Genomic DNA, 15528 nt, shown 5'->3' on the forward strand with positions numbered 1-15528 from the left:
GTGTCACCACTTCTACTCCAACTCTCTTCTTAATTCAAAATACACTTCTCAATATATGCACTTATAGTTTATTGCGAACACTCCATGTCTTTAATTTAAAGTTAAATATTGCTACAATAAGGAAAAAGTGAATTTTTATGAAAATAAAAGCATATGCTCTCATAATTTGGTCTCTTTTACTTACAGCCAGTCTATCTGCACAAACATTAGAAAAAATTTCGCTACAACTCCTTTGGAAGCATCAGTTTGAGTTCGCCGGTTTTTATATGGCACAAGAGAAAGGCTTTTATAAAAATGCAGGATTGGATGTAAATTTTTTAGAGTATGAAAATGGTGTGGACGTCGTAAAAAACATTGCAAATGGTAAAACAGAATATGGCATTGCTTATCAAGATGCTCTGTTGGACAAACCATCTAGTAAAAATATTGTATTACTTGCCGCTATATATCAATCTTCTCCTCATGTGCTGATAACGTTAAAATCATCCAATATCAAGACACTTCAAGATTTCAAAAATAAAAAAATCATGATGAGTCTTGCGGCAAAAAATTCTGCCTCTTTTATGGCAATGCTACGTTCTAATGGAGTTTCACTCAAAGAGATGATAGTTGTAAAACCTACATATAATGTTGAGAGTCTTATAGAAGGCAAAACAGATATTATTACTTCTTACATCTCAAATGAGCCATATATACTAGATAAAAAGGGAATTGCCTATGATATATGGGATCCAAGAGATTACGGTTTCGATGTATATAATGATTTATTGATTACTTCAAAACAGGAGTTGAAGAATCATCCAAAAAGAGTAGAAAATTTCAGGAAGGCCTCTTTAAAGGGTTGGGAATATGCATTTTCACATATTGATGAAACGATTAATGTTATTTTACAAAAATATAATACACAGCATAAAACGAAAGATGAACTTTATTTTGAAGCTCAAAAATTAAAAAAACTTGCTTATGAAAACAATACTAAAATAGGAACTGTAGATAAATATAAAATACAAAGAATTATAGATATATATAATGTTTTGGGATTAACCAAGGGTAAAATAAATTTAGATACTTTCATTTATAAACAGCCTTTACATTATGCTTTAACAGAACAAGATAAAGAGTACTTAAACAAGAAAAAAACAATTACTATGTGTGTAGATCCTGATTGGATGCCGTTTGAAAAACTTTCTAATGGAAAACACATTGGTATGAGTGCTGAGTATTTTGAACATTTTAAAAAGTTTTTAAATATACCTGTAAAAGTGATTTCTACAAAGAGTTGGGAACAGTCCTTGGAATATGCAAAAAGCAGAAAATGTGACATACTTTCACTACTGATGAAAACACCTCAAAGAACTAAATATCTAAATTTCACAGATCCTTATTTGAAAATTCCTATAGTGATGGCAACAAAAACGGATGCTCCTTTTACCACAGATTTTACTTCACTTAAAAATAAAAAGATAGGACTTCCAAAAGGATATGCTTTTATAGAGATTCTCAAGACTAAATATCCAAATTTAAAAATAGTAGAAGTAAAAAACCTGCAGGATGGGCTCAATCAAGTTAGAGAAGGAAAAATATACGGTTACATCGGTTCACTGGCTACTATCGGCTATGCATTTAGCAAGCAATATACCGGGGAGTTAAAAATCGCAGGGAAGTTTGACGGTACCTGGGATTTGGGAATAGGTGTTAGAAATGATGACAACCGGCTTTTACATATAATGCAAAAGGCAGTTCACAGTGTTGATGAAGCAAGCAGGGAAAAAATACTAAATAATTGGCTTGCAATTAAATATGAAAAGGGAATTGATTATTCATTAGTTTGGAAAATAATATTACTTTTTAGTGCTGTTTTCTTTATTATACTCATCTTTTATTTTAAAATGACAAAATTAAAGAACAAGATACAAAAGCAAAATGACGAAATAAGTACCAACCATGCACTACTGATAACACTTTTCAATACCATTCCGAATCCTGTTTTTTATAAAGATAAAAATGGTGTTTATCAAAATTGCAACCATGCTTTTTCCCAAAAAATAATTGGAGTACCAAAAGAGAAGATTATTGGCCGTTCCTTACAAGACTTAGAAGAGTATATTCCTCCTAGTTTGGCATTGATATATCAACAAAAAGATGAAGAATTATTAAAAAGCAGAGGTACACAAAAATATGAAGCGCAGGTACAGTGTGCAGATGGAATGCTCCGTGATTATATTCTAAATAAAGCCGTTATACTTTCTGATACAAATGAAGTACTGGGCATAGTGGGTATTATGCTGGATATTACAGAGGTAAAAGAAAAAGAAAAAGAATTACTTACTCTTGCGACTGTTGACTTCTTGACAAAACTTTATAATAGACGTTATTGTATGCAAACAGGTGAAAAGCTCTTTATGCTGGCAAAACGGCATAAACAGCTTATGAGTGTCATTATGATAGATATAGACGATTTTAAAAATATTAATGATACTTACGGACATAAAATGGGTGATAATGTTCTTGAAAGTTTAGCATTGACAATTTCTAAAAATATTAGACAGAGTGATGTGGCCTGTCGCTTTGGTGGGGAAGAGTTTCTTATTCTTTTACCACAAACGGACAAAGAAAATACTTTTAACATTGCACAAAAAATTCGTCAAGAGATAAAAAAGACAGCAGATGTCAATGCTTTACACATAACAGCAAGTTTTGGTGTATCGCAGTTAGATATAGAAAAAGACAATAATTTAGAAGAATTGATAAAGAGAGCTGATGAAGCTCTTTATATTGCTAAAAACAAGGGAAAAGACAAAGTAGTCACAGTTTAAAATTCTTTAGTTTTTTTGAGTCATAACTACCATACTAACGCAAAAAAGTTATAATTGCAGCAAGCTTTCATTTAGGAATATTTTTTGCTTTAAATTCAGAAAAAAAGCAAGCTTATGAAACTCTTTCTACTCTTTTTCCTTATACTCTCTTTTGTTCATGCAAAAACAACGACCGACTTTTCTGTAGTCATCCATAAACCATTCAATGCAGCACTTTTTGACATCACGGAAGATCACGACAGAACCATTACTGCCGTAGGTTTTTCCAATACATTCAAACAAAACGCCAATCCGTCTAAAACGTACACGAATGCTTTTGATTATCTTGCAAGTGTTTCAGACAAATACGGTGCACAGATGAATCTTGTAAAAGTCAACAATCAGGCAAAAATCCTACTAGACAAAACAGCAAAATTATCGCGTTTCAACAAGGCTGTTGCTGTTGTCAAAACACCCACAAACGGTTACTTTATAGGCGGCTACACAATGGATGGATCTTTGCTTGTTGCAAAACTCGATGCCAATGCAAATCTTCTCTACTCAAAAATTTTCGGTACAAAGAACTATGATAGAATGAGCAACCTTGTCCTGCTCAGTGACGGCGGTGTTCTTGCAGTGGGATCCTCATTCACCTCACGTGATACACGTGATAATATGTTTCGAGCAGGTTTGGGTAATAATGACATCTTTTTAACACGCTTTTCTAAAGACGGACATATGCTCTGGAGTAAAAAATACGGCACACGTTTTGATGACAACGGCATCGATGCCGTCGAAGCTCAAGACGGCTCCATCATAGTCGTAAGCACAATGTCATCACAAAAGAGCAGAGATGTAAGCTTTATGCGCATCACTGAAAACGGTAACAAAATATGGCTGAACCATTTCATCACACATCATAATGATGAAAATTTAGTTGTTCCTAAAAAAATTATCCGCCTCAAAGATAATAGTTTTGTCGTCTCATTAATTCAGTACAATCAAGTTCAAAAAGAGCATATCAGACTCGTCAAATTCGATCTTTATCAAAATATTTTAGCAGATAAAGAGATAAGTACAACCTACCCTTCGGGACTAATGGACATCAAAGAGTTCTCAAACGGCAAACTTATGGGAGTGGGCTACGTAAAAGACAAACACAATACAGACGGGCTAGCCATGCTGATTGATTCTGATCTTACAATGCTCAAACAAGAACACTATGGCGGTAAGAACTTTGACATCTTTTATGCACTCAGCATTCTGCATAACTCACAGGTTGCCGTCGCCGGTATCCATACCGATGATTATTCACAAGAGGGCAATATGTGGATTTTAAAACTCAATCAAGATGCAACGATTGCCCAGATTGCAACACTGAGTGGTGATTTTTACAATGTGCTTTGTAAAACCTTTGCCAAAGAGATAGAAAATAAAAAATTACGAATCAAAGAGGATCTTAGTATAGAGTTTACAGATAAAACGCTCTATTTTCCAGTCGGAGAATATAAACTTACTCACGAGCAAAAAGAGTTTCTTAACTCTTTTTCTAAAAAACTAATCCCATTTTTATATGCAAACAGAGAACTCATTAGCGCTTTTTCTATCAATGGACATACTTCCAGTGAATGGAAAAATGTCAGTTTTAAAGACCGTTATTTGAAAAATGCAAATCTGTCGATGCAGCGCTCTTTTTCAGTTTTAAGTGAAATTTTTTCAACACAGGATAAAGCCAAACAAAAATGGCTGAGTAAAGTTTTACAGGGAAGCGGTTTAAGTTTTTCTCATAAAGTAATGACAAACGGATTTGAAGATAAAACAAAATCCAGAAGAGTTACCTTCAAGATTTTATTAAAGTAGTAAAAACGAGATTTTTATCCGCAAGACGGTGTTTCACCATCAGAAGCATATTTCCAAACGAAATCGTATAGGTTATTGATATCTTTTTTTCTCATTTTTTTGATTTTCTTCTTACCATGAGAGCAAACCTTTGTCCACTCCTGCTGCAGTTTATTTGACTCTTTTATCTCTGCCCAACCGCGACGATCATGTTTAATGGCAAACATGGCACCATTTTTAATTCCATCTTTTTTACATGCGTGTCTCAGCTTTTTCATGTAAAATCTTTTCCCTTTGCTTGCATCAGCAGACGCAGTCGCTGTAAAGACAGATCCTGCCAGTATCGCAGCTAATAATAGTGAAGTAGTTTTCTTCATAAATGATATTCCTTACTTTTTAATAAAATTCTAATATGTTACTCATATCTAAATAAATAACAGATTAATATTATGCTTATTCTATCTCTGTAGTATTTGTTTCTCTAAAATCTAAACGGGTTTTATCCTGCTTGAGTTTTTTATAAAGTTTGAATTTCGCTTTTTCCAGTGCTTCATCATCATATCCAAACTCTTCTTTCAACACAGAATCATCAACATTAGCACAATCCATAGCGAAAAGTTTCAGCTCTTTTTTCGTCAATTTCGATTTTAAAACCGAATAAAGAAGTTTATCATCTTCAATCAGGTCAATAGTTTCCAATCTACAAAATTCCGCTATCTTGTCTCTAAAATTATTTTCATTATGATACTGTCTCCAGACTGTATTTTCTAACATTATTATATTTCCTTTAGTATAAGTGACAAATCTTTTTCTTCAATGATAATATTTGCCTCACGTTTGAGTATATCTCGTGCACGAAATGCTATGCGCGTGCCTGCGTGAGCGAACATAGAAAGATCATTCGCACCGTCACCGCAGACAAGCGTCTCCTCTTCACTGACACCCAAGACTGCCTGCAATCTCGTGAGCATGTCTCCTTTTGAAAAGTTGTACATCATATCACCGCCGACTAGACCTGTCAATTTTCCCTCTTTTACATGCAGAGCATTGGAAAAATCGGCATGATATCCCAAAATATCTTTTGCATACGATGTAGCCGTACGGAAACCTCCACTGAAACAGACCACTTTCATGCCTCTGTTTTTCAGCTCAGTTATCGTCTCCTTGGCTCCGGGCATATAAGGAAGATTATGTGAGATTCTCTCAACGACAGAAAAATCAAGTCCTTTTAAAAGACCGACTCTCTGCTGCAAAGACTCAAAAAAATCAAGTCTGCCGCTCATCGCTTCTTCCGTTATCTTGGCCACTTCTTCACCAATTCCAAGCTCTTCAGCAAAAAAGTCTATGGTTTCTCCGTCCATCAATGTAGAATCAAAGTCAAATACTGCAAGTTTTAGCATTAAATACCTTCTCTTTTGTTATAATTGCGCAATTATAGCGAAAGAGGACTTTATTTGTTTGATACACTCATAGAGAAATTACAAAACAATACCTACATCACACTTGAGACGACACCGGGACACTCTGCAAAGTTCACGCCTATCATTGATAAAATAGAATCTTTGGGCCTGCATACAATGGTGGACGGTTTTTCAACAACGGACAATCCCCTTGCAAAACTGAAGTTCAACGCTCTTTTTGGCGCAAGACTGCTACAGGAAAGATTCAACAAACCTGTCATTGCAACAATGAGTATGCGTGATCGTAATAAAATTGCCCTGCAGTCAGACCTGCTTGGTGCAAATGAATTCGATATACGTGCCATATTGGCACTTACAGGTGATCCTGCAAATATCTCTGACCAGCCAAATGCAAAAGGTGTCTTTGAAGCAGACTCGACACTCCTACTTGATATCATTTCAGCTTTTAATTCAGGTATGGATTACTCGGCAAAACCTTTTAAAGAGCGCCCTTTACAGATATATCCGTTTGCCGTTGTCAACTCTTATGCAAAGAATCCAAAGACATTGCAAAAAAAGATGCAAAAAAAGATAAAACACGGGGCACTTGGCATCATCACACAACCTGTCTATGACATTGAAAATGCAAAACAGCTCTTAGAGCTTAAAGAAAAAGCCAATAAAGAGTGCTGCAGTGAGAACAAAAGTGCAGAACTTATCATGGGAGTCTTTCCGATCACCAAACTCCGTACAGCTCAATTTTTGGCTTCACATGTTCCGGGCATCAATGTACCGCCATGCTGGCTCGATAAACTGCGTGAGGCAAATGCCAAAGGCGCCCAGGAAGAATATAAGATCGGGTTTGAGCTGAGCAAAAAACTCTTTGAAGATCTCAAAGCACTCCATCCGAAGATTCACCTTATGACAGCAAATCAATTTCAAATAGCAAAAGATATACTCGTATAATAGAGAAGGAAAATAATGATCGATTTAAAACTACTGCAAAAAGATTTTAATGAAGTAAAACGAAAACTGCTTCGCAAAGGTGTTGATGAAAAACTCCTTGAAAAACTACGCATCAAAAATGAAGAGCTCAAAGAGGCGAAAAAAGAGTACGAAGCACTCCAAGCTGCACAAAATGCCATGAGTAAAGAGTTTGGCGTTTACAAACGTGAAGGCAAAGATATCTCTGAACTCAAAGCTCGAGTCGATGAGAACAAGATCAAGGTCACCGATGCCATCGAAATACAAAGACTCCGCCAAGAAGAGCTTGAAGCCATTGCCATGGCAATACCAAATATGCCTGATGATTCTGTTCCTGACGGTGAAGATGAAGATGACAATATAGAACTCAAAAGAGTTCTTGAGCCTCGTCAATTTGATTTCACACCAAAAGAGCACTGGGAACTGGCCGAACAAAACGGCTGGATAGACTTTGAACGTGGTGTCAAACTGGCTGGAAGCCGTTTTTCCGTAGCTTATGATATGGGTGCAAAACTCGAACGTGCTCTCATCAACTTCATGCTCAATTACAATACAAAAAAAGGTTATACAGAAGTAAGTGTACCACACCTTGTCAACCGCAGAGCCCTTGAAGGAACAGGACAACTGCCAAAATTCGAAGAAGATCTTTATAAGATAGAAAATCAGGATCTTTACCTCATCCCAACAGCAGAAGTACCGCTGACAAATCTTTTTGCCGATGAAATACTTCCGGCAGACAAACTGCCATTTAAAATGACAGGATACACATCATGTTATAGAAAAGAAGCAGGTGCAGCCGGACGTGATACACGTGGTATTATCCGTCAGCACCAGTTCCATAAAGTAGAACTTGTCTGTATCACAAAACCTGAGGAGAGTGAAGCAGTATTTGATGACATGGTAAATACCGCCTCTGAAATTCTAACAGCACTTGAACTGCCACACCGTCTTGTCAATCTCTGTACAGGTGACCTAGGCTTTGGAGCTGCACATACAACGGACATCGAAGTATGGCTTCCTGGGCAAAATACTTACCGCGAGATCTCCTCTATCTCCAACACGAGAGATTTTCAAGCAAGACGTGCAAAGATCCGCTATAAAAACGGCAAGAAAAATGAACTCGTACACACACTCAACGGCTCTTCTTTAGCCGTTGGCCGTACTATGGTTGCCATCATGGAAAACTATCAAAATGAAGATGGAAGCATCGATATTCCGAAAGTTCTCAAACCTTACCTTCCATAAAGAAGTTTCATACAGCGCAATACTATTTTGCGCTGTAACGCATGACAAAGATAAAAAGGCTCAATGAAGCCATCATCACGCCAATTCCTCCTATAAGATAAAAAGCCTGTAGCATTTGAGTATAATCTTTTAACACTATTTTAAAAACGACTAAAAGTGCTTCAATCGAAAGTGCAATAATGATAGAGATGAAAAACCTTGCTAAAAGTCTGTTCTCAAGGTTGTTATTTCTACTGAGACTTTTGTAAAAGACCTCATGTTCGAGTATTGTTTTGGAAAGATCAAAGATAGCAAGCGCCAGTGTCAAGGCTATGATTGAATGAAAAATACCAGCAAGAACGTCATTGCTAGTGCGTGAGAGTATTTCCCATATACTCGAAAAAGCATAAACAATGAGTAATAGTGATAAAAAAGAGAGTAAAAAGCCGAAAAAAGAATAGAAAGCTTTTGTATACTTTGAAAAATATTCATTGCCTTCTATCATTGAGAGTTCTTTGAGAAGTGTATAGAGTTCAAAGTCAAACACATAATACTCATCCTTATACTTGCGAACAACAGTTAAATAAGGTGTCGCACTGCGTGAATTTACATAAACGTTTGATATGTAGATATCATCATCCCGAAAACGTATTCTTTCAAGAAGATGCTTTTTATTGGAACCAAGGTACGTTGTATCTGTTTCATCCTTGGTATATAGCGGAGTTGACTGACGCAAATCTTTACTGATTATATATGTGGCTCTAAGTGCGGGATAGAGTTGAAATATAGATTTTTCAACCATCTCTGAATATACTGCAAGGTCAATGCTTTCAATCATTGTACTTAAAGAGTTCTCAATAAAGGCATATTGTTTTTTGTAAATTGTTACGATCTCTTTCATAGCTACCTCAATTCAAGCATCATAAAAAATACTTCAACTAAGAGAGTATTTAAACTTTAGCACTTTATATGATAAAATTAACTGTTTAATTGAAACTACCATAAATTATTAAGACAATTAGTGGTACTTTTATTGCTTAAAAGTACCACACAGATATGAACACTTCAATCCAAGGGAATAGATGGCTGACGCACCAGAAGACATAATAATCATCGAAGACAGTGATGCCGCTTCCTATGACAGTGATTCAGGGTATTCGAGCGATGAATATTTACAAGAAGAAGAGGCCAAAAGAAAAAAAATAATCCTTTTTGGCGGTCTTGCAATTATCGTAGTTCTCATCATTGCCATTACTATTATTCTTCTTACGCTCAAATCATCGAAAGAACATTCACAAATAAACATTACCGCTATTGATAAAAAGATAGAAGCAAGTAAACAAAAACCGACACTTGAACCAAGTAAACTTGAAAATATGATTGCAAAAGCGAACTACCTCTATGCAAGCGGTTCAAAAGAAAAAGCACTGACACTCTATGAGCAGATTGCATCTTACAGTGAGGCTGTTTCTGATTATAATCTGGGTGTAGCAGAACTCAAAGAGAAACAATTTGAAAAAGCGTTGCAAAGCTTTCAAAAAGCGATTGCAAATGATGAAAAACGCTGCGTGAGCGCTATCAATGCTGCCGTATGTTGTCTACACCTGCAAGATAAAGAGAATTTCAAATATTATATCGACCTCGCCTATGCTTATCTGCCTTATGAGATAGAATCGCCTCTTTACTCTTACTACTATACCCTTATAAGTTATTACAATAAAAACTATCTAGCTGCATTGAACTCCTTAAAAAATGCAACTTCTCATGAGTACCCAAATGTGCAAAATCATCTCTCAGCCAAGATCAATGCTCTTTATGAAAATGATTATGATGCCATAGAAGCGATGGAAAGAAAATCTGATGAACCCGAAGATTTTTCTTTAGGTCTGCTCTATGCAAGGATTGGTGACTTTTCTTTAGCCTCAAATCATCTCGAAGCCGCCATCTCCAAAGAGACACAACCGGTTCGAGCACCTCTTGCACTGGGCCTTGTCAATCTCAAAGCAGGTCATATTGCAAAAGCCGCAAAAAAGATCAAAGAGGTTACTGAGAAGTATCCTCAAGAAGTTTATAAATACTACCCTGTTAAAGTCAAGCTCAAGGAGTCACTCTTTGATCCGCAAAAAGCGCAGCAAAACTACAGACATAAGATCCAACACTCTAAAAATGTTATGTATCAAAAGATTTTTTATTTCTCTCCATACAAGATCTTTAATGCCAACCAAACTATCAGCTATATCAGAAAAGGAAATGCAAATATCTATATAGATAATGTCAAAAGTGCAAAAGAGTACCTTAAAAAGAGTGCTTCTTCTTCCTCAGTAAATATCGGCATTGTAAAAGCCATAAAAAAAGCACTCTCTTTTAAGATAAGAGAAGCCAATGAAGATCTCCAAAAGCTTGTGAAACTACAGCCTAAACACTCTATACTACAATATAATTTAGCCCTTACCTATGCTCAAATGGGCAATTTGAAAAAAGCACATGAGCATTTTTTACGTTCATACTATCTCGATGCAAAGAACTATCTCTCAGGTATCTATGCAGTTATGACTGCACAGCTTATAAACGTGAAATACTATAAATTAAAATCAATTATCAAAGACTCCATAGCATTGGAGGAAGATGGAGAAGATGTAGATCTCTATAAAACACTGTTGCATCTTAGTGAAGGTGATTATCTCTCTGCTGTAGAGTGGCTGGACAGAGATTATAAACAGCGTCCTCTCTACCTTGCTCTTGATATTCTTATAGCAACGAAACTCTCAAAGATGGATAAATCAAAAGAGTCTGCAAACAAACTGCTTCTTATGCAGCCAAATGACATTCTTCCAAATATCATATACATGGATACAGAATTCGCCGATCTTAAGACATCCGAATATGCAAAAGAGACGTTAAAATACCTTAAAGAGCACAGTTTTACCTATGATGATCTTTATTATGGTCCTTACATAACACGCTATCTTTTTATACAGGAAAATCTTATCAGCGGGCGTCTTTACTTTTTAAGAAAACAGCTTAAAGAGGTGCTAGAGACGACAAATCAAGATACGCGTGATATTGAGAGTTCTTTAGCTCTGGTCTCTCTTTACAGTAAAGAGTTTGAAGAATCATACACGCTTTACAATCATCTTATCGATGAGCTCAAAGTTCGTGATGCTTACACACTTTATCTTGGAGCTGTTGCATCAACTGCTGCAGGACATCATGAAAATGCCATTGCACTGCTTGAACTAGCGAAAATGAAAGATGGAAGTTTTTATGAAAGCAGATATGCGCTTGCTCTGCTCTATATGGAGATCAATAACAATGACGGTGCTGTCATTCAGCTCTCACGTATACAAGAAGATGGATTTCAGTCACAATATTTTGAGTTTATGATAGACACGGATAAGCTGTTATTTCAGAAACAGCATCCGCAAAAAAAGTAGTTTAGGAAAAGTAGCCTACAAGTGTTTCTGAAGCTCTAAGCTCCTGCCCAACATTGAGATTTAAACGAAAATTTGCAGGCAGGTAAAGTGATGTCACACCATTAATCATAACACCATATCTCGCTGCTTGCATCAACTCCTGTGATTTGATAAGATCAATATCCAAAGGAGCGAAGCTCTGCTTCAATCTATGAAGAACTTTTACTTTATTATCGGCTTCATCAGCGAAAGTGATCTCTCCATTTTCATTTAAAAGAGAAAAAAGCTTTGAATTTTTTCCTGTTCGTACACCTCTGACAATCTTTACCTCTGAAACTTTAGCTGCCATAGGCACTCTCAATACACCAATATTCAGATATGAAGATTCTATATCCAATCTATAGGCATAATCTGAATTTTCAAGATGCTCAATAGCTGTTACAACACCGTCTGAAGGAGCCACCAAGTTCTTCTGCTGATAAAAAGGCATAATACGTTCAGGATTTCTAAAAAGATAGATAAACAATCCTGTCATTAGCAGGGAAATAAAAGCTAGGAGATCCCAATCCAGCAGCGAGAACAGAATAAATGCAACAAGAGCGTATCCAATATATTTCCAACCGCTATTTGCTATTATAAAAAGATTATTTCTCATCACCACTACTCATTGTTGCATCTTCTTTGAGCTCATCTTCAATAGTTTCTGTCTCTTGAACAATTTTTGATTCAAGACCATGCTCTTTCTCAAAATTCAAAATAATCTCTCGTACTTCTTCTCCTGTTATATTCTCTTTCTTGTAAAGCAGTGCAACCATCTCTTCTATTGCTTCTTTATACTCTTCAAGACGGGCAACAACATTTTTATAGTGTTCATCCAATGAACTTTTAATGAATGCATCCATCTCTTCAGCCATCTTGTCGCTATACTCACGAGTTGCTTGCTGACCGCCACCCAAGAAAGACTGACGTGATTTTTCAAGGACCATCAAACCTGCGATATCACTCATACCATAGGTTTGAACCATGGATTTAATAATATCTGTTGCACGTTCAAGGTCATTACCTGCACCTGTTGAGATCTCACCAATGAACACCTGTTCAGCAGCACGGCCGCCTAGGAGTGTGTCGACCTCAGCCCACAACTCATGTTTCTGCATCATGAACTTATCTTCTTCAGGCTTGTTAAGTGTATATCCAAGAGCAGCAAGACCACGAGGAACGATGGAAACTTTTGAAACTTTCTTTGCCCCCTCTGTCGTCTCTGCGATAAGCGCGTGACCACTTTCATGGTACGCCACAATTTTCTTCTCTTTTGGGTTGATGCGACGGGATTTTTTTGCAAGCCCCGCAAGCGCACGCTCAACTGCCTCGAACATATCCTTCTGCTTCACAGTTTTTTGACTTTTACGTCCCGCCAAAAGTGCCGCTTCATTGACAATATTTGCCAGATCTGCTCCTGCAAGTCCTGCAGTAAGTCGTGCCACCTCTTCAAGATCCACATCATCATCTATTTTCACATCTTTAACATGCACTTTGAGAATTTTCACACGCCCTTCAAAGTCCGGTTTATCAACAAGAACCTGTCTGTCAAAACGTCCAGGACGCAAGAGTGCCTGATCGAGGATTTCTGGTCTGTTTGTCGCAGCAAGAATAATAACCGGCGTATCTGTTCCAAAACCGTCCATCTCGGCAAGCAGTTGGTTAAGTGTCTGTTCACGTTCATCGTTACCACCCATAACACCACCTGCTGCACGACTTTTACCGATAGCATCTATCTCATCTATAAAGATGATACTTGGAGCATCCTTCTTCGCCTGTTCGAACAGATCACGCACACGAGCCGCACCGACACCGACGAACATCTCAATAAAGCTTGAACCACTGACCGAGAAGAAAGGCACTTCCGCTTCTCCTGCAACAGCTTTTGCCAAAAGCGTTTTACCGGTACCCGGACTACCTACAAGCAAGACACCTTTTGGAATCTTCGCTCCGATCTCTACATAACGTCCCGGATATTTCAAAAAATCAACAATCTCCTGAACTTCTTCTTTTGCCTCTTCTACACCGGCAACATCGTCAAACTTCGTTTTTGGTTTCTCAGAAGAGATAAGCTTTTTCGAGTTACCCATACCAAGCAATCCACCGCCCATACTTTTTTGCATACGTCCCGCAAAGAACATCCAAATACCGATGATAAGTAAAAATGGAAAGAGCCATCCGAACATATCTGTAAACCAGTTCGTTTCAGAAAAACCTGTATATTCAATGCCCTCTTTGTCAAGCATCTTTACAAGTTCGTTATCACCTTTAACCAGTCTTGTCGTATAGATTTTACTACCGTCATTGGACATTGCACGAATTATTGTCTGTCCAATCTCAACTTTTTTAACTTCTTTGTCTTTTACAAGTCTTTTCAACTCGGAATAATCAACACTCTTTACTCTTGCAGTCGGACTCATTGCAGATTGTGTACCGCCTGCTGCACCATCACCTACCATGACTTTAAAAAGCAGAATCACAGCAACTGAAAATATCGCAAATGTGATCAGAGGATTTTGATTAAAAAAGTTATTGTTATCGTTATTATTATTTTCTTGGTTCGCCATTCACACTCTCTTTTATTTTTTCTTTAATACTAAAGTAACCCATTCATCCTGGGCTATTTTTTCTAAAATTTCGCAATCTTTATAATATGCCAGTACTTTATCTTCATACTTATCAAGAATACCTGATAAAATCAAAATACCGTCATCTTCCAAGGCATTTTTCAACTCATTTGCAATAAATGTCAATACATCTGCAACGATATTAGCAACGACTATATTATATTTCTCTTTTGTTAGGGCGCAGGAACCTTCCCATAAACCATGAAACTCCAAACCATTCAAGCTGGCATTTTCCCTGGCATTGGCAACTGAGACGGGGTCTGTATCACAGGCGTCAACAACAGCACCCAGTTTCATAGCACCTATGCCAAGGATTCCACTTCCACAGCCAACATCCAAAACCCTGTCACCCTCTTTAACATAGTTTGATATGGCCAAAAGGGAAGAAGCAGTTGTCGGGTGATGTCCTGTACCAAATGCAAGTGCCGGGTCTATCACGATATTAATGAGTTCTTTACTCGGCTCACTCCATGTCGGATGAATATAGAATTTTCCGATACTCAGTGGTTCAATACTTTTTTTATACGATTCCACCCAGTCACTGTTTTGCAGTTTTGTCTGTGTAGTTTCCAGTTCTATACTAGTTCCGAGTGCTTTTTGCAAAGCTTCTCGAAACTGCTCCAGTCCCCAAACGATTGTGTCTAGCTCATCTTCACTTCGTATGATAAAACCATCCTCTGTCTCTTCAAAACCAATAGGAAGTGTATCTGCTAAAAAATCTGAAAATAAGGAATGATGAGAAGAAACTTTGACACGGAGCTCGAAATAATGCTCTTGCATTATTCCGCAACACCCATAACGGCACCAAGTTTTTCTTTGAGTACCTGAGGAGTAAATGGTTTGACAATATAGTTGTTCACACCGGCTTTGAGCGCCGTAATAACCTCAGCTTTTCCACCTTCTGTCGTAACCATAATAATTGGAAGATCTTTAAAACGATCGTCTGCACGAACTTTTTTCACAAGTTCAAGTCCGTTCATTTCCGGCATGTTCCAGTCGGTAATCAACATTTCAATATCCGGATTTGCATCCAGTTGTGCCCACCCTTCGACACCGTCCGCACCTTCAAGAATATCTTTATATCCAAGTCTCGCCAAAGTATTTTTTATAATACGGCGCATTGTAGAGCTGTCATCAACAACAAGTAATTTCAATTGAAATCCTTTTTAATTATAATTTGCAAATTTATTTATCTAATAATAGCCAA

The 15528-nt window shown here is 37.1% G+C and carries 13 protein-coding genes; 5 read left to right on the forward strand and 8 right to left on the reverse strand.

The features are described 5' to 3' along the window. Positions 1-137 precede the first annotated feature (137 nt). The gene (locus FM071_RS08220; RefSeq protein WP_193110524.1) at positions 138-2816 is read left to right on the forward strand and encodes an ABC transporter substrate-binding protein; all 2679 of its coding nucleotides are present in this window, start codon (positions 138-140) and stop codon (positions 2814-2816) included. A gap of 114 nt (positions 2817-2930) precedes the next feature. Then, a complete protein-coding gene (locus FM071_RS08225) occupies positions 2931-4655 on the forward strand; it encodes a hypothetical protein (RefSeq protein WP_193110525.1) in 1725 nt (574 codons plus the stop codon). 14 nt (positions 4656-4669) lie between these two features. On the opposite strand, the gene FM071_RS08230 is transcribed toward FM071_RS08225, so the two are convergent. From FM071_RS08230 to serB, 3 genes are all read right to left on the reverse strand, one after another. Further along, positions 4670-5011: a cytochrome C gene (locus FM071_RS08230; RefSeq protein WP_193110526.1), complete on the reverse strand. Its 342-nt coding sequence runs from the start codon at positions 5009-5011 to the stop codon at positions 4670-4672. 76 nt (positions 5012-5087) lie between these two features. Continuing rightward, entirely contained in the window at positions 5088-5408 is a 321-nt protein-coding gene (locus FM071_RS08235) for a hypothetical protein (protein ID WP_193110527.1), read from the reverse strand. 2 nt (positions 5409-5410) lie between these two features. Beyond that, on the reverse strand, positions 5411-6034 hold the full coding sequence (gene serB, locus FM071_RS08240; protein WP_193110528.1) for a phosphoserine phosphatase SerB: 624 nt from the start codon (positions 6032-6034) through the stop codon (positions 5411-5413). A gap of 54 nt (positions 6035-6088) precedes the next feature. Here serB and FM071_RS08245 point away from each other — a divergent pair, with 54 nt between their 5' ends. Together FM071_RS08245 and serS are read left to right on the forward strand one after the other, a co-directional pair. After that, entirely contained in the window at positions 6089-7000 is a 912-nt protein-coding gene (locus FM071_RS08245) for a methylenetetrahydrofolate reductase (protein WP_193110529.1), read from the forward strand. Positions 7001-7015: 15 nt separating this feature from the next. Further along, the gene (serS, locus tag FM071_RS08250; protein ID WP_193110530.1) at positions 7016-8263 is read left to right on the forward strand and encodes a serine--tRNA ligase; all 1248 of its coding nucleotides are present in this window, start codon (positions 7016-7018) and stop codon (positions 8261-8263) included. 22 nt (positions 8264-8285) lie between these two features. Here the strand turns inward: serS and FM071_RS08255 are convergent, their stop codons facing one another. Continuing rightward, a complete protein-coding gene (locus tag FM071_RS08255; protein WP_193110531.1) occupies positions 8286-9143 on the reverse strand; it encodes a hypothetical protein in 858 nt (285 codons plus the stop codon). Positions 9144-9324: 181 nt separating this feature from the next. Here FM071_RS08255 and FM071_RS08260 point away from each other — a divergent pair, with 181 nt between their 5' ends. Next, positions 9325-11676 (forward strand): tetratricopeptide repeat protein, encoded by a 2352-nt coding sequence (locus FM071_RS08260; protein WP_193110532.1) that lies wholly within the window; start codon positions 9325-9327, stop codon positions 11674-11676. Position 11677: 1 nt separating this feature from the next. Here the strand turns inward: FM071_RS08260 and FM071_RS08265 are convergent, their stop codons facing one another. From FM071_RS08265 to FM071_RS08280, 4 genes are read right to left on the reverse strand one after another with little or no spacing between them, the layout of a single operon-like run. After that, the gene (locus FM071_RS08265; RefSeq protein WP_193110533.1) at positions 11678-12310 is read right to left on the reverse strand and encodes a phosphatidylserine decarboxylase; all 633 of its coding nucleotides are present in this window, start codon (positions 12308-12310) and stop codon (positions 11678-11680) included. Beyond that, complete coding sequence (ftsH, locus tag FM071_RS08270) at positions 12300-14261, reverse strand: ATP-dependent zinc metalloprotease FtsH (RefSeq protein WP_193110534.1); 1962 nt, start codon at positions 14259-14261, stop codon at positions 12300-12302. Before ftsH ends, FM071_RS08265 begins: the two co-directional genes overlap by 11 nt. Positions 14262-14273: 12 nt before the next feature. Next, on the reverse strand, positions 14274-15101 hold the full coding sequence (locus FM071_RS08275) for a 50S ribosomal protein L11 methyltransferase (protein ID WP_193110535.1): 828 nt from the start codon (positions 15099-15101) through the stop codon (positions 14274-14276). After that, positions 15101-15475 (reverse strand): chemotaxis response regulator CheY, encoded by a 375-nt coding sequence (locus tag FM071_RS08280; protein ID WP_193110536.1) that lies wholly within the window; start codon positions 15473-15475, stop codon positions 15101-15103. Before FM071_RS08280 ends, FM071_RS08275 begins: the two co-directional genes overlap by 1 nt. Between the last annotated feature and the right edge of the window lie 53 nt (positions 15476-15528).

The organism is Sulfurimonas paralvinellae (assembly GCF_014905135.1).
Taxonomy (GTDB): Bacteria; Campylobacterota; Campylobacteria; order Campylobacterales; family Sulfurimonadaceae; genus Sulfurimonas; species Sulfurimonas paralvinellae.

Coding starts and splice junctions, on each gene's coding strand:
- FM071_RS08220 (WP_193110524.1), top strand. CDS start 138: ATGAAAATAAAAGCATATGCTCTCATAATTTGGTCTCTTTTACTTACA.
- FM071_RS08225 (WP_193110525.1), top strand. CDS start 2,931: ATGAAACTCTTTCTACTCTTTTTCCTTATACTCTCTTTTGTTCATGCA.
- FM071_RS08230 (WP_193110526.1), bottom strand. CDS start 5,011: ATGAAGAAAACTACTTCACTATTATTAGCTGCGATACTGGCAGGATCT.
- FM071_RS08235 (WP_193110527.1), bottom strand. CDS start 5,408: ATGTTAGAAAATACAGTCTGGAGACAGTATCATAATGAAAATAATTTT.
- serB (WP_193110528.1), bottom strand. CDS start 6,034: ATGCTAAAACTTGCAGTATTTGACTTTGATTCTACATTGATGGACGGA.
- serS (WP_193110530.1), top strand. CDS start 7,016: ATGATCGATTTAAAACTACTGCAAAAAGATTTTAATGAAGTAAAACGA.
- FM071_RS08255 (WP_193110531.1), bottom strand. CDS start 9,143: ATGAAAGAGATCGTAACAATTTACAAAAAACAATATGCCTTTATTGAG.
- FM071_RS08260 (WP_193110532.1), top strand. CDS start 9,325: ATGGCTGACGCACCAGAAGACATAATAATCATCGAAGACAGTGATGCC.
- FM071_RS08265 (WP_193110533.1), bottom strand. CDS start 12,310: ATGAGAAATAATCTTTTTATAATAGCAAATAGCGGTTGGAAATATATT.
- ftsH (WP_193110534.1), bottom strand. CDS start 14,261: ATGGCGAACCAAGAAAATAATAATAACGATAACAATAACTTTTTTAAT.
- FM071_RS08275 (WP_193110535.1), bottom strand. CDS start 15,101: ATGCAAGAGCATTATTTCGAGCTCCGTGTCAAAGTTTCTTCTCATCAT.